This window comes from Burkholderia sp. 22088, from assembly GCF_052045915.1.
In the GTDB taxonomy this organism is placed as follows: domain Bacteria; phylum Pseudomonadota; class Gammaproteobacteria; order Burkholderiales; family Burkholderiaceae; genus Burkholderia; species Burkholderia cepacia.
The window spans coordinates 37,983-58,630 of record NZ_JBQEPY010000002.1; the positions used below are offsets into that span (position 1 = coordinate 37,983).

Below are 20,648 nucleotides of genomic sequence, written 5' to 3' on the forward strand. Positions count from 1 at the left end.
CCATCGAAAGCGATTGAAAGAGCGGCGATTGTAAGGCACGCGCGGCGTGCCGCGATCGTCACGCGGCTAGCGGATCGGCACCGGCCTGGCCGGTGAGCCACGCGTCGATGCGCGGCGCGTCTTCACGCATGCCGGCCGCGGGCGCCGGCATCGCGGCCAGCGCGTGCCGTGCACGTTCGAGCGCCTCCCCGAAGCCGCGCAACTCGCGCGTCGCGGGCCGGTCGCCGGCATGGCGGCGTGCGAGTGCCGCTTCGATGTTCGCGGCGATCAATGCACGCTGAGCGTCGATGAAGTCGATGCACAGCGTGCGGCAATGCGCGGATACCGACGCAACGGCGAGCAGGACGGGCACGATCGACACGGTCAGGTACCCGCCGGGCGCGAGCCGCGACAGCGCACGATGCCCCTCCTGCCCGCCGCCGGTCAACGATGCGAACACCGCATCGCGCCACACCGCGCGCTCGAACACGAGCGCATCGCGATACGCATCGAGCGCCGCACGGTCTGCGACCTGTCCGGCCGTCACCAGCGGAATCGGGAAAGAGGATTCGACGGGAGCCTGCGCGCCCGCGGTGTCGACAATGCAGTTCGCGCCAAGCCATTCCGCATCGTCGCGCCGCGCGGCCAGCACTCGGGACTGCAACCGGTCGGGCAGCATCGGATCGAGCGGCACCGCGCCGCAGATCGACGGCTTGTCCGCATGCACGCCGCAGCGGCCGTCGTCGGCCAGTGCCGCGCAACGACCGAGCGACGGATAGTCGTAGCCCTGCAGCGTCAGCGCGATCCATTCGCTCCCCGCGCCGCCGGTGCGATGAAACAGCTGCCCGGCCAGCGCATCGGAAGCCGCGACATCGTCGGCATCGAGCGCGTATTCACGGCCGCCCGCGCGCCAGCGCTCGCCGATCCGCCGCTTCGGCACACGACGGATCGTCAGCGCGCCGACGAAGCGATGACGATGCCGGAACAGTTCGCGCAACGACAGCGTCGGCGCACTGTTGCAGCAGCGTCCGCATGCGTTGCACGCGAGCAGGTAGGTGTCTACCACGGCCGTCGCACCGAATCCTGGTAGCGCGTGAGAATGAAGCGCGCGACGTCGTCCGAGTGATAGGCGGCGACGAGTTGCGTCACCCACGGCTTCGCGCGATCTGCGTCGCGCACCGTCAGCACGTTCGCATACGGCGAGCGCGCGTCCTCGAGGCTGATGCTGTCGCGCGCGGGTTGCAGCCCGGCGCGCGCGGCATCGTCGCTGTCGATTGCAACGAACGCGGCCTTGTCGAGCGCCGCGTAAAGGCGTTCGCGGCGCAGCGCGACGAGCTTCAGCCCGAGCCGGTTGCCGGTCACGTCGCGCAGCGTCGCATGCAGGCCGGCCTGCTCGCGCAGCGTCACCAGCGTGTCGTTCTGCAGCAGCACGAGCGCACGCGCCATCCCGCGCGGATCGTCGGGAATCGCGACCGTCGCACCGGGTTGCAGTTCGTTCAGGTTCTTGAGCTTGCGCGAATACAGCGCCATCGGCAGCGTGACGGTCGGCGCGATCCCGGTCAGGGCGTAGCGTTTCCGCGCGCGCGTCGCGGCAAGCTGTTGCGCGTCCTCGAAGCTGGCCGCGTCGATCCGGCCATCGGCCAGCGCCGCGTCGATGCGCGACGCATCGTCGAATTCGACGACGTCGATGCCGAATCCTCGTGACGCCGCGACCCGCTTCACTTCGTCGAGAATCTGCGCATGCACGCCGCGCGTCACGCCGACGCGGACGGCCGCAGCAGTCGCTGCAGTCGCCGCAGTCGATTCAGCGGCGACGGCCAAAGCCGGATGAACAGCCCCGCACGCAACCATCAGCCACGCGCCCAGGTAGTGCACGACGCGCTTCATGACGCATCCCTCAGAATCGTGCGAAATCCGATATGCGACGCGCCGAGATCGGCTTCCTGCTGTTCACGCGACGACGCGCGATAGCGCACGCAGTAATCGCGCGAGCACAGGAACGAGCCGCCCTTGATGACCATCGGCGTATCGTGCCGGCGCGTCGGCGGCGCGACGGCCGCCGTGTCGCCGTTGGTATGCGACTGGTGCGGGCCCGTGTATGCGTCCCGGGTCCACTCCCACGCATTGCCGATCATGTCGTAGAGCCGGAACCCGTTCGCCGCGTAGCAGCCGACGGGCGCGAGCCCCGCATGGCCGTCCTCGGCCGTGTCGAGCACCGGGAACGCGCCCTGCCAGTAGTTCGCGGCCGGCTTGCCCTGCGCGTCGCGCGGCGCCGCGTCGAGCGACGCGTCGTCGCGGCCGGCCTTGCCCGCGTATTCCCATTCGGCCTCGGTCGGCAGGTCGCGGCCGAGCCACCGCGCATACGCGAGCGCATCGCGCTGCGTGACGAGCGTGACGGGCAGGTTGCCGATCCCGTCGACGCCGCTGCCCGGCCCGCGCGGATGACGCCACGACGCGCCCTTCACCCACGACCACCACGCGAGGTCGCGCGCGTTCATCTCGTCGCGTGTCGGCACATGGAACACGGCCGCCCCGCCCTGCTGCTCGGCCTCGGTAACGTAGCCGGTCGCCTGCACGAACGCGGCGAACTGCGCGATCGTCACGTCGGTCTGGTCGATCCAGAACCCGCCGACGCGCGTGCGGCCGTCGCCCACCGGGCGCTCGTCCGCGTAGCCACGCGTGCTGCCGAACACGAACGCGCCGCCGCGCAGGTGCACCATCCCGGCCTTCGGGTCGTCGCGCCACCCGGCCGGCAGCCCCGAATAGCGCGCGCACTGCCGCTCCGAGCCGAGCGGCGCGAGCGCGCGGCCGCGATTCGCGTCGTCGAATGCGTCGCCCCCCGGCGCGACGGGATTCGCATAGCCGGCCGCGAACGCGGCGGCGAACAACGTGGCAGCCAGCGCCGCGCCGATCGTCCAGAACCGGAACCGCATCGTGTCGCCCCGGTATCAGTAGTAGCCGCGCGGACGCAGCGGTTCGACACCGCCGACGTTGCTCATGTAGGTCTTCCACTGGTCGACGAGCGTGCCGATCACCGACGGGTTTTGCGCCGACACGTCGGTCGTCTCGCCGCGATCCGACGCGAGGTCGTAAAGCTGCCAGTGCCCGTCGAGCGGCCCGAGCGGCGGTTCGGTCCACAGTGCCTTCCAGCGGCCGTCGGCGCTGCGCAGGTAGGCGCGGCCGTAGGCTTCGTCGCCGAACGGCGTCGTATGCACCTCGCCCGTCGCCGACCCCGTGAGCACCGGCAGCAGCGACTGGCCGGTGACCGGATACACGTAGCGGTTGTTGTAGATCACCTTGCCCTTGTTCTGGTCGACGCCCGTCAGCGTGTTGACGAGCGGCGGCGCCGGCTGCGACGGCGGCGTGACGCCCGCGATCGCGAGGAACGTCGCCGTGTTGTCGGTCACGTGCGTGAACGCGCGCAGCGTCGGCAACTGCTGCGTCTGGCCCGGCAGGCGCACGATCGTCGGCGTCGATACGCCGCCTTCGGCCGAATACCCCTTCGTGAGCCGGAACGGCGACGCGCTCACCTCGGCCCAGCGCAGCCCGTACTGCAGGCGCTGCGCGTTCTGCTTGCCGTTGTCGGTGCCGAGGGTCGAGTAGACCGGGTCCTGCCCGTTCGCGGTGTCGGTCGCCGTCGGGTCCGCGCCCGAGTCGATCGGCCAGCCTTCCGAGCCGTTGTCCGACTGGAACATGATGAACGTGTTGTCGTATTCGCCGATGTCCTTCAGGTGCTGGATCAGGAGTCCGATGTTGTAGTCGAGGTTCTCGACCATCCCCGCATAGATCTCCATGTAGCGCGCCTGCGCCCGACGTTCGGCCGGCGACAGGCTCGACCACAGCTTGTCGACCTTGCCGGGGCCGTAGTCGCTGTAGCCGTCGGCGGCCGAATGCACCGCGCTGACGTATTTCGCGTTCGCGGTGCCGTTGTTCGCGGTCGCGGGCGACGCCGCCGTCGTTTCGGGCAGGCCGTCGAACGGCTTGAAATCGGCGGGGATCAGGCCGAGCGCCTTCTGCCGTGCGATCCGCGCATTGCGGATCGCGTCGTAGCCGGCGTCGTACACGCCCGCGTACTTGTGCAGCCATGGTTCGGGCACCTGCAGCGGCCAGTGCGGCGACGTATACGCCGCGTACGCGAAGAACGGCTTGCCGTCGCGCTTGTTCGAATCGATGTACGAGATCAGCTTTTGCGTATAGAAATCGGTCGAATAGAACACGGCCGGGCTGCCGCCCGCGCCGCCCGGCTGCCCGGGCTGGCCAGGCTGCACGTAACGGCCGTCTTCCGTGTAGTTCGACGAGCCGGCCGGCTCGTGCGCGAAGTGGTTGGTCGCCGCGCCGCCGAGCAGCACGTAGCTGCGCTCGAAGCCCCACTGGTCCGGCGTCTGCCCGCTGCCCGTCGCGCTGCCGACGATCCCCGAGCCGATATGCCACTTGCCCGCGATGTACGTGTGGTAGCCGGCATCCTTCAACAGTTGTGCGAACGACAGCGCGCGGTCGTTCAGGTAGCCCTCGTAGCCGGGCAGCCCGCGCCGTTCGTCGGTCGGTACCCCCATCGTGCCTTCGCCGACCAGATGGTGATCGGTGCCGGACACCAGCATCGCGCGCGTGATCGCGCAGACGGTGCCCGTGTGATGGTTCGACAGGATGCGGCCCGACGCGACGAGCGCGTCGAGGTTCGGCGTGTTGATCTCGCCGCCGAATGCATGGATGTCGGAATAGCCGAGATCGTCGGCCATGATGTACAGGACGTTCGGGCGTTTCGCCGCCAGCGGCGGCGCGGGGTTCGTCGATGACGACGGCGGATCGCTGTCGACGCCGCCGCACGATGCGAGCGACAACGCGCCGGCAATCGCGGCGCAGACGACACGGAAACGAAAAGCATGCAACGGCGAAGCGGACTTTTTCATCGTTCTGGAACGCGCGATCTACGGGATCGGCGATCTTAGCGTCGCGCGCGCGGCACCCAAAGTCTGATTCGTCACATGCTAACGGGACGGCGGAATATGCACGCAAGCCGAATACCGGCCATCAGCACGCGCGTATGCATGCGCCCGCGCCGCGCGCCGAAGCCGGCCCCCGCCGGGCCGCGCGCGACGGCTCGGCGGCGCGTCGTGCTTCAGCTGCGTCCGCCGAGGCTGCCGCCGCCGTCCACGGCCAGCACCTGCCCCGTGACGAAGCCGGCCTCGTCCGACAGGAAGAACGCGATCGCGGCCGCCACATCGTCGGGCGTGCCGAGCCGGCGCGCGGGAATCGTCGCGAGCACCTTGCGTTCGGCTTCGCTGCCGACGGGCCGGGTCAGCCGGAACAGTTCCGTCTCGATCGGCCCCGGCGCCACCGCGTTGACGGTCACACCATGTTCGGCCAGTTCGAGCGCCCACGTGCGCGTGCAGCCGACGAGCGCGCTCTTCGCGGCGGAATACGCGGTGCGGTCGAGACTGCCGAAAATCGCCCGGCTGCAGATGTTGACGATGCGCCCGTGGCCGCGCGCCTTCATCGCGTCCGCGAAGTGCTGCGTGACCTGGATCGCGGCCCGCACGTTGAGATCGAACACGGTCTGCAGCGACCGGAAATCGATCTGCCCGAGCGGTTGCGGCATCACGATGCCCGCATTGTTCACGATACCGTCGACAGCGTGCTCCTCACCGATACGGGCAAGCGTTGCCGCCGTCTGTTCGATGTCGGCGAGATCGCACGCGCGCAATTCGCCGGGAAAGTCGATGCCCTGCACATTTCGCGCGAGGCCGATGACGTGATGACCGTGCCGTGCGAGCAAGGTGCTGACCGCAAGGCCGATGCCGCGCGATGCGCCGGTGACGAGATAGGTGCGAGATGACATGCGTGCTCCCGAAGTTCGTTCACGTGAGTAGCGTGGAGAGAGGTTTCCAGGGTGGAGGCCCGGAACCGGTACTTTGGTCAGACGATTCTACGTGCGTAACGGAAGTTACGTCGTGTCGTTACGGGCGTGTCCGTGGCAACACGGTACGTTTACTGCGCATGAGGTGCGTCAGGAATTTCCAAATCACGACTGGTGGGAATTATCGTCTGATTTAATCTTGATGCGCCGAATATAAAAGAAAGCTTGTTAATCAAATATCGAACCCGCAAACGTTTTACGCGAATGAATTACGCACCCGAAAAATTAGACTAATAACGAATTTAAAATAGATTCCGCTTGAAACGACAACAGGCACGCCTCTTGCTGACTCCTCTCACCATGTGCTGCGTTCGGCAAGGAACGAATAACCCGAAAATCGGGCGCAGCCATATTTCGCACAAGTGGATCCGGGCTACGTGACGCAGACCGGCTACAACAACGCCACGCTGGTGCAACAAGGAAACGCCAACTACGCGAACACCAACCAGAACGGCTTCAACAACACCGTTTCGGTCAAGCAGCATTAAGTGCCGCCGGCGTAACGGAAAGGCCGGACGGATACACGTTCGGCCTTTTTTTATTCGACAGGGGACGATCATGGTTGGCATTCACGATCTCAGCGCCTATTTCGACATCGCCGCCAGTGCCGGCGGCGTGAATATCGTGCCGCACGTGCGGGCGGCTGCACCGGTCGACGTGTCGTACAGCCTGCGCATCACCCGAACCGGCGGCGCGGGCTCGGCCTCGCTGACGCGCTCCGGCGAATCGCGGCTCGCTGGCGGCGAGGACCAGCCGCTCGCGACGCTGCTGCTGAGCGTCGATTCGAGCGATATCTGCAAGGCAACGCTGGTTCTGCACGTCAACGGCGAGCACGCGGAGTATTCGGCGGACTGCAATCCGCATCGGACGGCGGGTTGATACGGCGCGGCCTGGGCGCCGTCGCGCCGCATGGCAAGCGCCTGCCGCGCGGCGCGACCGGCATCGGCGCGCGCGGCGGTCAGCCGGCCCGCCCCTCCGCCATCGGCATCGCGCGCCGCTACGCGATCCGCCACGCACGAATCGGCCGGCATCGACACGCCGCCCCGCATCCCGCGCGCGTTCGGTATTCAGTAACGCATCACGAGAAACAGGCCGGCAGCCGCGAGCGCCATCCCCGGCCATGCGAGCGCGCCGATCGTCTCGCCGAGCGCCACGAGCGCGATCAGCGCGGTCGCGGGCGGGATCAGGAAGAACAGCGCCGACACGCGCGACGCCTCGCCGTACCGCACCATCGCGAGCAGCAGCGAGATCGCGATCAGCGAGTTGCAGATGACGAGGTACGCGAGCGAACCGGCGAGTCCGGCGGTCCATTGCACGTGCATCGGTTCGAGCGCGAACGCGAGCGGCGCGGTGACCGCGAGGCCGACCGCGTACTGCACGAGGTTCGCGGTGACCGGATGGACGTCGGTGCCGAAGCGTTTTTCCCACAGCGTGCCGCCGGTGATGCAGGCGAGCGCGAACAGCGCGAACGCGAGCGCCCAGGGCGACGCGACATCGACCGACGAACGCGCGAGGATCACCAGCACCGCGCCCGCGGCGCCGAGTGCGAGCCCGATCCAGCGCAGCACGCCGACGCGTTCGCCGGCAATCATCGGCGCGAGCAGCCCGACGAGGATCGGCTGCTGCGACGTGACGAGCGCGACGGCGCCCGCCGACATGCCGAGCTTCAGGCTCAGGTACGTACACGCGAAATAACCGGCCTGCAGCAACAGGCCGACCACGACGAGATCGCGCCATGCGCGCCCCGTGCGCGGCAACGCAGGGCGCAGCCACAGGAACGGGCCCGCGAGCAGCGCGACGACGCACGCATAGCGCAGTGCGAGGAAGGTGAGCGGATCGGCATAGCGCAAGCCGAGCTTCAGGAACACGAAGCCGCTTGCCCACAGCAGCAGGAACAGTGCGGGCGCGATGCGCAGCCAGCCGGGTTGCCGTGCGGCCTTCGTGGTATCGATCGTCGTCATGTACGCGCGCGCCGGGTTGTCGCAGGGAGGTCTGCCCCGTGCGCACCGGGGCTGCATGCCGGCCCGTGCATCACCGAAGAACCGTGTAACGGGTGAGGTTCGGAACGGACGCTGCGATAGCGATGGCGACCTGCGGTTCGCGCTTCATCACGTCGTGCCCCCGGCGGATTGGGTGTGCGACGATCATACGCCGCACCGGCCGACCATGCGTCGCGGGGATGCCGCGACCGACGCGCCCGCCTCAACCATCCGACGCGAGCATCTTCGGTATCTCGTCGACGAGCGCATCGATGACGACACGCACCTTCGACGGCACGTGGCGCGATGCCGGCCGCACCGCGAACACTTCGGCGCCCGACACGCTGTTGCTGTCCATCACGAGCGCGAGGCGGCCGTCGCGCAGGTAAGGCGCCATCAGCCAGCAGGGGAGCCACGCAAGGCCCGCGCCGGCGGCGGCCGCATCGGCAATGGCCTGCAGGTCGTCGAGCCGCAGGCGCCCGGCCGGACGATGGTCGTGCACCGCGCCGTTTGCGCCGACTATCGGCCACGGCGTCGGCTGCCCGCCGCGCGAATACGCGATGCCGACGTGCGACGCGAGTTCGTCGAGCCCCGCCGGCCGGCCATGACGTTCGAGATACGCGGGCGATGCGCAGATGCCCATGCGCTGCACGCCGAGCTTGCGGCCGACGAGCGCGCTCGTATCGGCGAGCTCGCCGATGCGCACCGCGATGTCGAAGCCGTCGTTGACGAGGTCGGCCACGCGATCGCTGAACGACACGTCGATTTCGAGCCGCGGATGGCGCTCCACGAGGCGCCGCATGAGGGGCGCCACGCATTGCCGCCCGAACAGCACCGGCACGCTGACGCGCAGCCGCCCCGCTGGCTCGCGCTGGCCCGCGTCGAGCGCGGCCTCAGTCTCGCCGAGTTCGGCGAGCAGCCGCCGGCACTGTTCGTAATAGACGAGCCCCTCGTCGGTCAGGCCGAGCTGGCGTGTCGTCCGCTGCAGCAGCCGGGTGCCGAGACGGCGTTCGAGCCGCGCGACGACCTTCGCGACCGCCGAGCGCGTAACGCCGAGCCGCAGCGCGGCCGCCGCGAAGCTGCCCGAATCCACCACGTCGACAAATTCGGCAACGCCTCTCAGCCGCTCGTCCATGCCATTTCGCTCCGGTGGGGTAACAGGTTTGTGTCCATGCAGGCGACAGTCATCGGCCGAATTATCGTCAATGCGTCCCTGCGCGCAACACTATGATAGTCCGCACTATCTCGAAAAAGGAGTCGACATGCACGCATGGCAAGTGAAACCGGGCGACGGTGCGGCCGGGCTTCGGCGCATCGACGCGACACGCCGCGCGGTCGGGCCGACCGACGTCGTCGTGAAGATCCATTCGGCCGGCCTGAACTATCGCGACCTGATGTTCGCGCGCGGCGACTATCTCGGCATCGGCACGGAAGCGCTGATTCCGGTTGCCGACGGCGCCGGCGAAGTCATCGAAACGGGCCGCGACGTCACGCGCTTCAAGCCCGGCGATCGCGTGATCAACACCTACTTCCCGCGCTGGATCGAAGGGCCGCCGACGCCGCAGAAAACCTCGGGATCGCCCGGCTCGCATTTCGACGGCGTGCTGGCCGAGCACTTCGTGTCCGACGAAGCGGCGCTGGTCGCGATTCCCGCGCATCTGGACTACGACGAGGCGGCGACGCTGTCGTGCGCGGGCATCACCGCATGGAACGCGCTGTTCGCCGACGGCGGCCTGGGGCCCGGCGCGACCGTCGTGCTTCTCGGCACGGGCGGCGTGTCGATCGTCGCGCTGCAGCTCGCGCATGCCGCGGGGCTGCGCACCATCGTCACGTCGTCGAGCGACGCGAAGCTCGAACGCGCCCGCGCGCTCGGTGCGGACGCAACCATCAACTATCGCGCCACGCCCGAATGGCAACACGACGTGCTGCGGCTCACCGGCGGCGCGGGTGCGGATCTGGTCGTCGAAGTCGGCGGCAAGGATACGCTGCCGCGCTCGGTCGCCGCGACGAAGATGGGCGGCACCGTGTCGGTGATCGGCGGCCTCAGCAGCTTCGGCGGCCCCGAGCTCGGGCTGCTGTCGCTGATCGGCGGGATCCGGCGGCTGCAGGGGATCATGGTCGGCAGCCGCGCGATGCTCGACGACGTCGTGCGCCTCGTCGACGCGAAGCGGATCAAGCCGGTGGTCGATCGCGTGTTCGGCTTCGACGAAGCGCCGCAGGCGTATGCGTACCTGCAGTCGGGGCAGCACTTCGGCAAGGTCGTGATCCGCGTCGCGCAGTAAGCGCATCGGGGCGACGGGCAGCGGGCGGCCTCGCCCGCTGCATCCGGCGTCAGAACCTGTGACGGATCCCCGCGTGAATCATCAGCTGCTTCGAGGTCGACGACAGGTCCGCCGCGCCGGGAACATAGGCCTGGTCGAGCGACGAGCCCGTCGCGTCGCCCGCGATCCGCTGGTAGGCGCCCATCAGGTACACGTCCGTGCGCTTCGACAGCATGTAGTCGGCCATCAGCCCGAGCGAATGGATCTTCGGCTTCGCGGTGCCCGTCGTTGCGTCGTAGCGCACCGTCGTGTACACGTACTGCGCCCCGACGAACAGCGCGGGCGTGAACTGGTATTTGCCGTTCACTTCGAAGTTCTGGTATTTGATCGACGTCACCGTGCCGCCTGCGAGCGGGCCGGTCACGGGCTCGATCGTTTCGTCGCCGAACAGGTAACCGACGTTCGCGGTGGGCCGCGTGACGTTGCTGTTCGTGTACGCGAACCCGACCGTCGCGGGCCCCGCCGTGTAGTTGATGCCCGCACCGAAGATCCGCAGCCGCGCCGACGCGAAGTTCGCATCGGCGCCGACCGATCCCGAGCCCGCGATCGCGCCACCCGATGTCGCACCCGGGTTGTCCGCATTCAGGAAGGCCACGCCGACGAGCCACCCGCCCTGCTCGTACTGCGCGCCGACGCTCCACTGCCGGTTGTTCGCGAAGCCCGTGTCGTTGCTGAAGCTGTACGTGCCGCCGAACGAGAAGCCGGCGAAATCCGGGCTCGCATACTTGACCGTGTTGTTGACCCGAAACGTATTGCCGGTGTTGTCGTTGTCGAGCGGATGCGAGAACGGATAGACGCCCCAACTGCCGTTCGCGGTGGTCGGCGCGAGATAGTCGACCACCGCATCGTATTGCCGGCCGAGCGTCAGCGTGCCGAACCGCGCGCTGCCGAGGCCGACGTACGCCTGCCGCCCGAACATGCGGCCGCCCTGCGCGAGCGTGCCGCTGTTCACGTTGAAGCCGTTCTCGACCTGGAACAGCGCGCTGTAGCCGCCCCCCAGATCCTCGCTGCCCTTCAGCCCCCAGCGGCTGCCCTGCGCGAAGCCGCTCGCCATCTGCCACGCGCCGTGGCCGCCGACATTGTTCGTGTAGTCGATGCCCGCATCGACGAGGCCGTACAGCGTGACGCTGCCTTGCGCGAACGCGGGCGCGGCGCACAGTGCCGGCATCGCGACGAAAATCAATCTCCAGTTCATCCGTCATCCTTATTTGTTTTGTCGTTACCGCGCCATGCATGGCGCCACCGCTTACTTCGTGCCGTAGATATCGAAGTCGAAATACTTCCGGTTGATCCGCTGGTACGTGCCGTTCGCGAGGATCGTCGCGAGCGCGCGGTTGAAGGCGTCGCGCAGGTCGTTGTCCTGCTTGCGCAGCCCGAGCCCGTCGCCCTGCCCGAAATACTTCGCGTCGTCGATCGCCGCGCCGACGAACGCAAACTCCTTGCCCTGCGGCTTCTTCAGGAAACCGTCGCTCGCCGCGATCGATGCCTGGAACGCCGCGTCGAGCCGGCCCGTCACGAGATCGGCATAGACCTGGTCCTGGTTCGGGTACGACACAATCTGCACGCCGGCCGGCTGCCAGTTCGCGATCGCATAGTCGGCCTGCGCGGAGCCCTGCTCGACGCCCACACGCTTGCCCTTCAGCGCGTCGGCCGTCGGCAGCAGCGGCGAACCCTTGCGCGCGACGAGGCGCGCCGGCGCATTCGAGATCCGGTTCGTGAAGGCGATCTGCTGCTGCCGCTTCGGCGTAATCGTCATCGACGACGCGATGACGTCGAACTTGCGCGCGAGCAGCCCCGGAATCATCCCGTCGAAACTCGACTCGACCCACACGCAGCGCGCATGCAGCTCCGCACACAACGCATTCGTGATGTCGATCCCGAAGCCCGTCAGCGTGCCGTCGGGCAGCTTGTACTCGAGCGGCGGGTAAGTCGGATCGACCGCGAGGCGAATCTCCCTGCCCGCCCAGTTACCCGCATGCGCCGCCCCTGCCGCCAGCGCCAACGCGAGCGCCGCCATCCGCTTACATTGCTTCCACTGCTTCATTGCCAGTCTCCTTCCTCGTGTGAATCGTCAGTCAAAACCATGCGGGTGCGTCACGCGAGATAGCGCTCCGCCAGCGCAATCCAGTAGCTCGCGCCGGTGGCGAGGCACGCATCGTTGAAGTCGTAGCCGGGATGGTGCAGCCCGCATCCGGCGCCGCCGTCGCCATTGCCGTCACCGTTGCCGATCGACAGGTAGCTGCCGGGGCAAACGTTCAGCATGAACGCGAAGTCCTCGCTTGCAGCGATCGGCCGCAGATGGGGGATCAGCGCGCCGTCACCGCCCCATTCGCGGGCGACGTCGCGCGCAAAGGCGGTTTCCGCCGCGTGATTGACGAGCACCGGATAGTCGTGGCGGTAATCGATCTCGGCCGTCGCGCCGTAGCTCGCGGCCTGCCCGTGCACGATCTCGCGAATGCGCCGTTCGAGCAGCGCGCGCACGTCCGGCGACAGCGCGCGCACGCTCAGCGTCAGTTCCGCGTGCGGCGGGATCACGTTCGACGCGGTGCCCGCGTGGATCGAGCCGGCCGTCACGATCGCTAGGTCCTGCGGGTTCACGTTGCGCGACACGACGGTCTGCAGCGCCATCACGATCGACGCGCAGACGACCACCGGATCGATCGTCGTATGCGGCGCCGCGCCATGCCCGCCGCGCCCGGTCACGCGCACGCGCACCTCGTCGGCCGATGCCATCGCCGGGCCGTCGCAGAAACCGAGCACGCCGGCCGGCAGGCCCGGCACGTTGTGCATCGCGAACACCGCATCGCACGGAAACTGCTCGAACAGCCCGTCGTCGATCATCCGCTTCGCGCCGCCGAGCCCTTCCTCGGCCGGCTGGAAAATCAGGTTCAGCGTGCCCGTGAAGCGGGCGCGCTCGGCCAGGCACCGCGCCGCCGCCAGCAGCATCGCCGTATGGCCGTCGTGGCCGCATGCATGCATCACGCCGTCGCACCGGCTCGCATGCGGCAGCCCGGTCGCCTCGCGGATCGGCAGCGCGTCCATGTCGGCGCGCAGCCCGAGCCGCTTACCGGCGCCTCGCGTCAACGTGCCGACCACGCCCGTGCCGCCGAGCCCGCGCGTCACCCGATAACCCCACGTTGTCAGGAAGCCGGCCACGAGGTCGCTCGTCGCATGTTCCTCGAAGCCGAGCTCCGGATGCGCGTGCAGCCGTCGGCGCAGCGCAATCATCTCCGTCTCGATGGCCGCCAATTCCGGCTGGACTGATCTGTGGTTCAACCCCGATTCTCCTCGATGTACGCCGGTTGCCGATCGCCCAAATGACCGATCGTGGCCGCATCGTAGGCAGCGAAAATCCCGGCGAACAGCCGCGGTTTCGTTATGATGACAACCTTTCGTTGTCGGGTATCGCACCATGGGTACGATCAGGCTGCATCAGCTTCAGGCGCTCGTCGCGAGCGCGGAGGCCGGGAGCATCCGCGGCGCGGCGCGCACGCTCGGGCTGTCGCAGGCGGCCGTCACGCGCGCGCTGCGCGAACTGGAGGCCGGCGAGCGCCTGCCGCTGCTCGTGCGCGCGCCGGAGGGAATCGGCTTCACGGAATACGGCAAGACGCTGCTCACGCACGCGAAGCTCGTGCTGAAGCAGCTCGAACACGCGCAGAGCGATCTCGAGCGCATGCGCGGCCGCATCGAGGGCCGGCTGAGCATCGGCGTGACGCCGTGGCTCACGATGACGTTCCTGGCGGAAACGGTGCTGCGCTTTCGCGAGCGGATGCCCGACGTGCGCCTCGAACTCTACGAGGCGCTGATGGCCGTCGCGCAGCCGCTGTTGCGCGACGGCAGCATGGATTTCGCGCTCGGGCACGTGCAACCGGGTGGCACGCAGGAATTCGCGTTCGAGCCGATGCTGCGCTACGAGACATCGGTGATGGTGCGCGCCGGCCATCCGCGCGAACACGCGCGATCGATCCACGACCTGCTCGAGAACGACTGGGTGCTGAATTTCGCGGCCGACGGGCAGGCCGCGCTCGTCGACTACCTGTTCACGCGCCACGGTGCCGACATCGACGAACGGCGCATCGTCCGCGCGCAGTCGGTGGCGATGCTGCAGACGATGCTCGAACAGGCCGACATGTGCACGTGGTGCCCGACGATTCTCGCTGCGGTGCCGCCGTTCGGCGAACGGATGCGCGCGTTGCAGCTGAAGGAGACGTTCGAGCCGCGCGACCTCGGGATCGTCACGCGGCGCAGCAGCACGCTGAGCGACGCGGCGCGCTGCTTCATCGACTGCCTGCTGCACGTGATCCGCCGGCACGCGCGGTCGGCACGCAAGGCGGATCTCGCGCTGTTCAGGACGCTGTCGCTGCTGATCTGACGCGCGGCGAACACGGGCGGGCCGCCGCGTCGCCGCATGTGTGTCGTGCTCGTGCCCGTGCCGCCCGTCAGATTTTCGCGGTCAGCGTGATCCCGACCGTGCGCGGATCGCCGTACAGCACCGGATACGCGCCATACGACGGCAGCAGCTCGAGCTTCTTGTAGACCTTGTTGGTCAGGTTCGTCACGTAGCCCGTCACGATGTACTTCTGGTTCGGCGTCGTGTAGGAAACGTGCGCGTTCAGCACCGTGTAGCCGCCCTGCCAGAGCTGCGGCATCGTCTGCCGGGTCGCGCTGAAGTATTCGCGGCTGCGGTAGTTCACGTCACCGCCTGCGATCAGCGTGCCGAACGACACCGGTACGCGATAGTCGAAGCCCGCATTGATCGTCGTATGCGGCGAGCGCGCGAACGAGTTGCCGACGGCGGTCGGCACGTAGCGGAACTCCGTGTAGCGCGTGTTCAGCATCCCGAGGTTCGCGAACAGGTAGAGGCTGTTGACCGGCTGCGCCTTCAGCTCCAGTTCGAAGCCGTCCGCGCGCCCCTGCCCCGCATTCGACAGCGTCGACACCGGCGGGCCGCCGAACGGGTTCGGCGCGAGCGCGAACACCTGGATGTCGCGATAGTCGTAGTGGAACACGCTCGCGTTGACGATCAGCCGCTTGTCGAACCACTCGCTCTTGATGCCGACTTCATAGTCGGTCAGGTACTCCGGCGACACGGTCGACACCGTGCTCTGCGTATACGCATTGCCGTTGTAGCCGCCCGAACGGAAGCCGCGCGCATAGCGGAAGTACGCACGCACGTTGCTGCTGAGCGCGTATTCGGGCGTGAGGTCCCAGGTCGGCGCGCGCCAGGTGTTCGTCTGGTTCTGCCGCGCGCTGACCGCCAGCGGCGACGACACCGACGACGGCTCCCACCAGCTGCCCGGATTGTCGAACGTCACGTTGCCGGTGCCCTGCAGCCCGGTCAGGTTGATGTTCTTGCGCTCGATCGTGTAACGCAGCCCGCCCGTCACGTTGAAGCGGTCGGTAAACCGGTACTTCACGCTGCCGAAGATCGCCGCGCTCTGCGTGTGCTGCGTGAGGTCGGTCAGGTGGTAGAACGCGGGTGACGGCGAACCCGGCAAGCCGCCGCCGGCGCCCTGCTCGGCCAGCTGCTCGGTGAACAGGTGGGTGCCGACGAGCCAGCTCAGCCGGTCGTTCTGCGGCGATTCGAGCCGGAATTCCTGCGAGAACTGGCGGCTCGACAGGCGATCGTGCGAGCGTGCGGCGTCGAACGCCGAATAGTCCTCGTCGTCCTGGTACCAGCGGTGCAGCCCTTCGAACGCGGTGATCGACGTGAGCGTGACTGCCGGGTTGATGCGCCAGTGCGCGGTGAGCGACGTGCCCCAGGTCGAGATGTGATCGCTCGACGGCGCGTTGAGCGACACCGTGTACGGATCGCTCGAGCCGACGAAGCCGAACTGGTTTGCGCCGCCCGGCCCCGCGCCTTGCGCGTGCCACGCATTGCCGCCGCCCGTGTAGTTGCGGCCGTGGATGTTGAACAGGAAGTTGGTGTCCGACGTGGGCACGGCGAGCACCTGGAAGCGCACCGCGTTGTCGTGGAAGCCGCCGAAGCGCCCTTGCTGCACCGTATTCGTGTAGAAGCTGTCGGCGTTCTCGTGATACACCGACACGCGCGCGGCCAGCACGTCATTCTTGCCGATCGGCCCGCCGATCGCGGCCTCCGCGAGCCGGCTGTTGTACTGGCCGAGCCCGATCTTGCCGTAGCCGCTCACGTCGAAGGTCGGCTTCTGCGACGTGATGCTGAGCGCGCCGCCGACCGTGTTCTTGCCCCACAGCGTTCCCTGCGGGCCGCGCAGCACTTCGATGCGGTCGAGGTCGAACAGCGGGAACCCCTGCCCGAACACGCTGTTGATGTACACGTCGTCGAAGTACACGCCGATCGGGCTCAGCGACAGGTCCGACGGATCGTTGCTGCCGACGCCGCGCAGGAACCAGCGCGGCCGCTCGCGGCCCTCGGTCGATTGCCCGGTGAAGTTCGGCACGTACTTCGTCACGTCGTTGACCACGCGCAGCTCGTTGTTCCTGATCGCGTCGCCGCTCAGCGCGCTCACCGCGACCGGCACGTCCTGGATGCTCTCCTTGCGCCGGCGCGCGGTCACGGTGACCGTGCCGAGGTTCGTTTCGCGGATGGCCGTGCCGCGGGTCGCACGGGCCGCCGTCGGTGCAGCCGCGGCTGCATCGTCCGTGCCCTGTTGTGCCGGCTTCGCGTCCGGTGCCGCCGTCACCGCACCTTCTTCCGCCCACGCGGGCAACGATACGGCTCCGCCCGTCAGCAGTCCCCCCAGCGCGGTGACGATTAGTTTTTTCCTGAACATCGATGAGTCATCCTGTTTGATCGGTTGAACGCACGTGCGTGCGCGACGCACGGGTTCCCTGTTGCAATTCGGATGCCAGCCTCGAGAGGCCCGTCGTATCGGGCTTCCGGCAGGTATGCGGGGTGCGCGTTGCTGCATGCGCATCTGTGAACGGAAGCAAACTGCTTGTCACGCAACACTGCCGGATCGCGCGACACCCGCTCCGATGGTCGTCAGGAGAGCTTCGCAGTCACGGGCCGCGACGCATCGCGCCGCCCATGTGCGACGCGCAACGCGCACGCGACCAGCACGACGACGGGCAGCCAGCACAGAAACACGGCCTGCAACCCGACGGCCGGCACGAGCGCACTGCCGGCCAGCGGGCCGCAGAACGCGCCCGTCATCGACGCGAGGTTGTAGAGGCTCGACACCTGGCTCTTGTCCGCCGGGTGACGGCCGAGGCGCTGCATGTTGACGAGATGCAGCAGCGACGAGCCGGCGCACAGCAAAGCGAGCCCCGCGCCGACGATCCACGCGTCACGGGCGAGCCCGAGCGCGAGCAGGCCGGCTACGGCGCCGGCCAGGCTGAGCCCGTGGCAACGGCGCGCGCTCAGCCGCTGCGCGACATGGCCGAGCCCGAACAGCGCGATCACCGCGACCACGGCCTGCAACGTCAGCAGCGCGACGGCGTGCGCCTGGGACAGCCCGAGCGACTGGATCGCGAGCACGACCGTATACGCGCCGGCAAGCGAACGCGTCGCACTGTTCACGGCCTCCAGCACGAGTTGCTCGCGCACGTCGTGATTCCATGCGAGCGCCAGCAACGCGCGCAGGCCACCGGCTTCCGGTTGGGCGCCGCGCGGCACGGCCTCGGCGTCGCCGAGCAGCGTCCGGCTGAACAGCGCCATGCCCGCGAAGCTCGCCGACGCCGCGCAGAACGTCGCGACCGCGCCATGCGCGCCGATCAGCCAGCTCGCGAGCCACGGCCCGACCATGCCGGTTCCGACCGACATCGCCGCGCGGTACCAGCCGGCGCGCGCGAGGCCGATCTGCGCGAGACGCGCGAGAAACACGCCGTTGATGGACACGATCCGGAACGGGATGCACAGCCCGATCAGCACTTGCGTGAGCGCGATCAGCGGCCATGCGCCGGTATACGGCACGACGAGGTTGAGCAGCATCGGCCCCATGCTCGCGGCGAAGTACACGCGCCGCGCGCCGTAGCGCGCGACGAGCAGCCCGGCCGGCAGCGTCATCAGCGCGATGCCGAGCGGCTCCATCGCGGCGATGATGCCGAGCCGCGCGCTGTCGACGCCGAGCGCGAGCGCATACAGCGTCGTCGCGAGCTGCGCCATGCTGATCGTCGTGCCGCTCGCGAGCGCCAGCAGCATGAAGCCGCCGGTGAAGCGCTCGCGCCGCCATGCGTCGGCGACGCGTGCCGGCGCGCTCACCGCGCGACGTCGCGAGACAGCGGTGCGATGCCGTCGAGCGCGCGCCGGTCGATCCACGCGCGCACGTCGAAGTCCGCAGGCAGGAACCGCCATTCGACGAGGAAGCGCTTGAAATCGTCGAGCGCGGCGATCGACGCTTCGTCGAGATCCGTGCGCAGCCGCCGGTGCACGTCGGTGCCGTACGCGAGCCGCAGCCAGTCGTGACCCGATCCCGTCTCGCGGCCGAGATAGCCGAGCACTTCCTGCTCGTGCTCGCGCGCCCAGCCTTCGACATCGGTCACGCGCGCGAGGAAGCGGCGAACGATGTCGGGATGGCGTTCGAGCGTCGATGCATTGACGGTCAGCGGCCGAGGCGAGCCGTTGTTGATGCGGATCTGCGGATCGGGATGAAAGCCGATGTCGACGACCGTCTGCGCGCCGATCAGGTGCGCGGTCTCGAGCCCGAGCGAACCCTTCACGTAGATCGCGTCGACCTCGCCGCGCACGAGCGCGGCCGCTTCCGCCGCATAAAGGCGCCGGCTGGACAGGCTCGACGGATGGCTGAATGCCGCGTCGCGCGTCAGCGGCGTCGACACGGGCGCGCGCAGGTTCGACGCGGGCACGTCGACCCATTCGACGTCGGCGGGGCCGAGCCCGTCGAGCGACAGCGCGCTGACGAAGCCGCGCAGCGCCGCCGCGCGGAAGATGTCGATACGTTCGCCGTCGCGGCGCGGCAGCCCGATGCGGCGCCCGCGCAGGTCCCTCGGCCGCTTCAGGCCGGTTTCCGGCAACGCGACGATCGCCTGCGCCTCGTCGACCCAGGTCAGCGCGACCACCCGGGTATCGGCGCCGGAGGCGCGCGCCCACAGCGCGGGAATGCTGCCGCCCTGCCGGAACGTGTTGTCGAGCGAATGATCGACGTGCGCGCGATGCAGCGCCGCATGCTGGTTTTCCTGCAGCGCGCGGACGGTGATGCCGTCGCCGGCGAACTCGCTGTCGAGCCAGCCGAGATGCGCGGCGATGCCGAGCGGTGTCGGCACCGGACAGCGCGTGTACCAGATCGACTGGACGTGATGGGAAGCCGTGATGCTCATGGATGCGTTCGGAAAAGGAGTCGTGAACCGCGCATCAGCCGCGCGGCGCAGTGAGCACCGACAGCCGCGTGATGCCCGCATGCTCGATCGCGGCCATCAGCTTCGCGACGGTGCCGTACGGCACGTGCTCGTCGGCCTGCAGGTCGAGCGCGACGTCGGGCCGCCCGGCCTTCAGCGCGGCGAGCTCGGCCGGCACCGCGGCGAGCGCGACCGCGCGCTTGTCGAGATACACGACGCCCTTGTCGTCGACGCTCACGGTGACGTTCGGCTTGCGGTCGGCCGGCGCCGTGGCGACGGTGTTCGGCAGGTTCACGTGCACCGCGTTGTTGAGCAGCGGCGCCGTGACGATGAACGCGACGAGCAGCACGAGCATTACGTCGACGAGCGGCGTGATGTTGATTTCACTGAGCACGTCGTCGTTGTCGGAAGAGGACGAGAAGGCCATTATGCGAACGCCTCCTGACGGGCGCCGTCGGCACGGCGTGCCGGCGCGGGCGCGGTGGCGGCGGCCGGCACGCGGAAACCAGCCTTCTGTGCGAGCGTGACGAAATCGGTTGCGAACGCATCGAGATCGGCCGACGCGGCCTTCACGCGGCGCACGAAGAAGTTGTACGCGAGCACGGCCGGCACCGCGACCGCGATGCCGATCCCGGTCGCGACCAGCGCCTCGCCGATCGGCCCGGCGACCACATCGATGCTCGCGGACGCACTGTGCGTGATCGCGGTCAGCGCATGGATGATGCCGAACACGGTGCCGAACAGGCCGACGAACGGCGCGGTGCTGCCGATCGACGCGAGCACGGCGAGCCCCGCTTCCGCGCGCCGGCGCGCGTTGTGGATCTGCTGGCGCAGATGGCGTTCGAGCAGGTCGTGGCGGCTCCAGCTGTGTTCGAGATCGTGCGCGCTGCTTTCGTCGGCGCGCCGCAGCGCGTCGAAACCCGTCGCGGCGAGTTCGCCCACGGGGCTGTCGGCGCCGTCGAGCGCGGCCGCCTCGTGGAAACTGTTCGCGGCCCAGAACGCGCGCGTGTAATGCCGGTTGCGTGCGCTCGCACGCAGGCTCTGGATCGCCTTCACGACGATCAGCGTCCACGTGACGACGGAAAAGACGACGAGCAGCCAGAGCGCGCCCTGGACGATGAAGGTGGTCGGGATACCGTTCATGATGTGAGTTCCTTGAAAAATGTGGCGGGCCGCCCGGTC

The 20,648-nt window shown here is 68.4% G+C and carries 18 protein-coding genes; 3 read left to right on the top strand and 15 right to left on the bottom strand.

From position 1 onward, the window contains the following. Window positions 1-58: 58 nt before the first annotated feature. From ACTJLD_RS03240 to ACTJLD_RS03260, 5 genes are all read right to left on the bottom strand, one after another. Window positions 59-1,045, bottom strand: coding sequence for a YkgJ family cysteine cluster protein (locus ACTJLD_RS03240; RefSeq protein WP_136469391.1), 987 nt, complete (start codon window positions 1,043-1,045; stop codon window positions 59-61). After that, complete coding sequence (locus ACTJLD_RS03245; RefSeq protein WP_124546764.1) at window positions 1,039-1,866, bottom strand: MetQ/NlpA family lipoprotein; 828 nt, start codon at window positions 1,864-1,866, stop codon at window positions 1,039-1,041. The genes ACTJLD_RS03240 and ACTJLD_RS03245 overlap by 7 nt, the downstream gene beginning before the upstream one ends. Further along, on the bottom strand, window positions 1,863-2,912 hold the full coding sequence (locus ACTJLD_RS03250) for a formylglycine-generating enzyme family protein (protein ID WP_027790764.1): 1,050 nt from the start codon (window positions 2,910-2,912) through the stop codon (window positions 1,863-1,865). The genes ACTJLD_RS03245 and ACTJLD_RS03250 overlap by 4 nt, the downstream gene beginning before the upstream one ends. A gap of 15 nt (window positions 2,913-2,927) precedes the next feature. After that, window positions 2,928-4,886, bottom strand: coding sequence for an arylsulfatase (locus ACTJLD_RS03255; protein ID WP_136469392.1), 1,959 nt, complete (start codon window positions 4,884-4,886; stop codon window positions 2,928-2,930). Window positions 4,887-5,095: 209 nt separating this feature from the next. Then, window positions 5,096-5,815 carry an SDR family oxidoreductase gene (locus tag ACTJLD_RS03260; protein ID WP_060171412.1) on the bottom strand — a complete coding sequence of 240 codons (720 nt, stop codon included), beginning with the start codon at window positions 5,813-5,815 and terminating at the stop codon, window positions 5,096-5,098. A gap of 636 nt (window positions 5,816-6,451) precedes the next feature. Between ACTJLD_RS03260 and csgH the strand changes: the two genes are divergently transcribed. Beyond that, window positions 6,452-6,772: a curli-like amyloid fiber formation chaperone CsgH gene (gene csgH, locus ACTJLD_RS03265; protein ID WP_124839393.1), complete on the top strand. Its 321-nt coding sequence runs from the start codon at window positions 6,452-6,454 to the stop codon at window positions 6,770-6,772. A 188-nt stretch (window positions 6,773-6,960) separates the two neighbouring features. On the opposite strand, the gene ACTJLD_RS03270 is transcribed toward csgH, so the two are convergent. Together ACTJLD_RS03270 and ACTJLD_RS03275 are read right to left on the bottom strand one after the other, a co-directional pair. Further along, on the bottom strand, window positions 6,961-7,854 hold the full coding sequence (locus ACTJLD_RS03270; RefSeq protein WP_027790760.1) for a DMT family transporter: 894 nt from the start codon (window positions 7,852-7,854) through the stop codon (window positions 6,961-6,963). A gap of 241 nt (window positions 7,855-8,095) precedes the next feature. Then, window positions 8,096-9,007: a LysR family transcriptional regulator gene (locus ACTJLD_RS03275; RefSeq protein ID WP_027790759.1), complete on the bottom strand. Its 912-nt coding sequence runs from the start codon at window positions 9,005-9,007 to the stop codon at window positions 8,096-8,098. Between the two features lie 127 nt (window positions 9,008-9,134). Between ACTJLD_RS03275 and ACTJLD_RS03280 the strand changes: the two genes are divergently transcribed. Then, window positions 9,135-10,154, top strand: a complete 1,020-nt coding sequence (locus tag ACTJLD_RS03280) for a zinc-dependent alcohol dehydrogenase family protein (RefSeq protein WP_440657971.1) — start codon at window positions 9,135-9,137, stop codon at window positions 10,152-10,154. 49 nt (window positions 10,155-10,203) lie between these two features. On the opposite strand, the gene ACTJLD_RS03285 is transcribed toward ACTJLD_RS03280, so the two are convergent. Genes ACTJLD_RS03285 through ACTJLD_RS03295 form a run of 3 tightly spaced genes read right to left on the bottom strand, consistent with a single transcriptional unit; the run spans window position 10,204 to window position 13,421 of the window. Then, window positions 10,204-11,388 carry a porin gene (locus ACTJLD_RS03285; protein WP_440657972.1) on the bottom strand — a complete coding sequence of 395 codons (1,185 nt, stop codon included), beginning with the start codon at window positions 11,386-11,388 and terminating at the stop codon, window positions 10,204-10,206. 51 nt (window positions 11,389-11,439) lie between these two features. Beyond that, window positions 11,440-12,237 carry an ABC transporter substrate-binding protein gene (locus tag ACTJLD_RS03290; RefSeq protein WP_440657973.1) on the bottom strand — a complete coding sequence of 266 codons (798 nt, stop codon included), beginning with the start codon at window positions 12,235-12,237 and terminating at the stop codon, window positions 11,440-11,442. A gap of 50 nt (window positions 12,238-12,287) precedes the next feature. Next, a complete protein-coding gene (locus ACTJLD_RS03295) occupies window positions 12,288-13,421 on the bottom strand; it encodes a M20 aminoacylase family protein (protein ID WP_440658262.1) in 1,134 nt (377 codons plus the stop codon). A 184-nt stretch (window positions 13,422-13,605) separates the two neighbouring features. Between ACTJLD_RS03295 and ACTJLD_RS03300 the strand changes: the two genes are divergently transcribed. After that, the gene (locus ACTJLD_RS03300) at window positions 13,606-14,565 is read left to right on the top strand and encodes a LysR substrate-binding domain-containing protein (RefSeq protein WP_027790754.1); all 960 of its coding nucleotides are present in this window, start codon (window positions 13,606-13,608) and stop codon (window positions 14,563-14,565) included. Window positions 14,566-14,632: 67 nt separating this feature from the next. On the opposite strand, the gene ACTJLD_RS03305 is transcribed toward ACTJLD_RS03300, so the two are convergent. From ACTJLD_RS03305 to ACTJLD_RS03325, 5 genes are all read right to left on the bottom strand, one after another. Next, window positions 14,633-16,945, bottom strand: coding sequence for a TonB-dependent receptor (locus tag ACTJLD_RS03305; protein ID WP_334046258.1), 2,313 nt, complete (start codon window positions 16,943-16,945; stop codon window positions 14,633-14,635). 212 nt (window positions 16,946-17,157) lie between these two features. Further along, window positions 17,158-18,375, bottom strand: a complete 1,218-nt coding sequence (locus ACTJLD_RS03310) for an MFS transporter (RefSeq protein ID WP_440657975.1) — start codon at window positions 18,373-18,375, stop codon at window positions 17,158-17,160. Then, a complete protein-coding gene (locus ACTJLD_RS03315) occupies window positions 18,372-19,448 on the bottom strand; it encodes an ABC transporter substrate-binding protein (protein ID WP_440657976.1) in 1,077 nt (358 codons plus the stop codon). The genes ACTJLD_RS03310 and ACTJLD_RS03315 overlap by 4 nt, the downstream gene beginning before the upstream one ends. 34 nt (window positions 19,449-19,482) lie before the next feature. Further along, window positions 19,483-19,893 (bottom strand): ExbD/TolR family protein, encoded by a 411-nt coding sequence (locus ACTJLD_RS03320; RefSeq protein ID WP_009694203.1) that lies wholly within the window; start codon window positions 19,891-19,893, stop codon window positions 19,483-19,485. Next, window positions 19,893-20,609, bottom strand: a complete 717-nt coding sequence (locus ACTJLD_RS03325; protein ID WP_059692912.1) for a MotA/TolQ/ExbB proton channel family protein — start codon at window positions 20,607-20,609, stop codon at window positions 19,893-19,895. Before ACTJLD_RS03325 ends, ACTJLD_RS03320 begins: the two co-directional genes overlap by 1 nt. Window positions 20,610-20,648 lie beyond the last annotated feature (39 nt).

Coding starts and splice junctions, on each gene's coding strand:
- ACTJLD_RS03245 (WP_124546764.1), bottom strand. CDS start 1,866: ATGAAGCGCGTCGTGCACTACCTGGGCGCGTGGCTGATGGTTGCGTGC.
- ACTJLD_RS03250 (WP_027790764.1), bottom strand. CDS start 2,912: ATGCGGTTCCGGTTCTGGACGATCGGCGCGGCGCTGGCTGCCACGTTG.
- ACTJLD_RS03255 (WP_136469392.1), bottom strand. CDS start 4,886: ATGAAAAAGTCCGCTTCGCCGTTGCATGCTTTTCGTTTCCGTGTCGTC.
- ACTJLD_RS03260 (WP_060171412.1), bottom strand. CDS start 5,815: ATGTCATCTCGCACCTATCTCGTCACCGGCGCATCGCGCGGCATCGGC.
- csgH (WP_124839393.1), top strand. CDS start 6,452: ATGGTTGGCATTCACGATCTCAGCGCCTATTTCGACATCGCCGCCAGT.
- ACTJLD_RS03270 (WP_027790760.1), bottom strand. CDS start 7,854: ATGACGACGATCGATACCACGAAGGCCGCACGGCAACCCGGCTGGCTG.
- ACTJLD_RS03275 (WP_027790759.1), bottom strand. CDS start 9,007: ATGGACGAGCGGCTGAGAGGCGTTGCCGAATTTGTCGACGTGGTGGAT.
- ACTJLD_RS03280 (WP_440657971.1), top strand. CDS start 9,135: ATGCACGCATGGCAAGTGAAACCGGGCGACGGTGCGGCCGGGCTTCGG.
- ACTJLD_RS03285 (WP_440657972.1), bottom strand. CDS start 11,388: ATGAACTGGAGATTGATTTTCGTCGCGATGCCGGCACTGTGCGCCGCG.
- ACTJLD_RS03290 (WP_440657973.1), bottom strand. CDS start 12,237: ATGAAGCAGTGGAAGCAATGTAAGCGGATGGCGGCGCTCGCGTTGGCG.
- ACTJLD_RS03295 (WP_440658262.1), bottom strand. CDS start 13,421: ATGATTGCGCTGCGCCGACGGCTGCACGCGCATCCGGAGCTCGGCTTC.
- ACTJLD_RS03300 (WP_027790754.1), top strand. CDS start 13,606: ATGGGTACGATCAGGCTGCATCAGCTTCAGGCGCTCGTCGCGAGCGCG.
- ACTJLD_RS03305 (WP_334046258.1), bottom strand. CDS start 16,945: ATGTTCAGGAAAAAACTAATCGTCACCGCGCTGGGGGGACTGCTGACG.
- ACTJLD_RS03315 (WP_440657976.1), bottom strand. CDS start 19,448: ATGAGCATCACGGCTTCCCATCACGTCCAGTCGATCTGGTACACGCGC.
- ACTJLD_RS03320 (WP_009694203.1), bottom strand. CDS start 19,893: ATGGCCTTCTCGTCCTCTTCCGACAACGACGACGTGCTCAGTGAAATC.
- ACTJLD_RS03325 (WP_059692912.1), bottom strand. CDS start 20,609: ATGAACGGTATCCCGACCACCTTCATCGTCCAGGGCGCGCTCTGGCTG.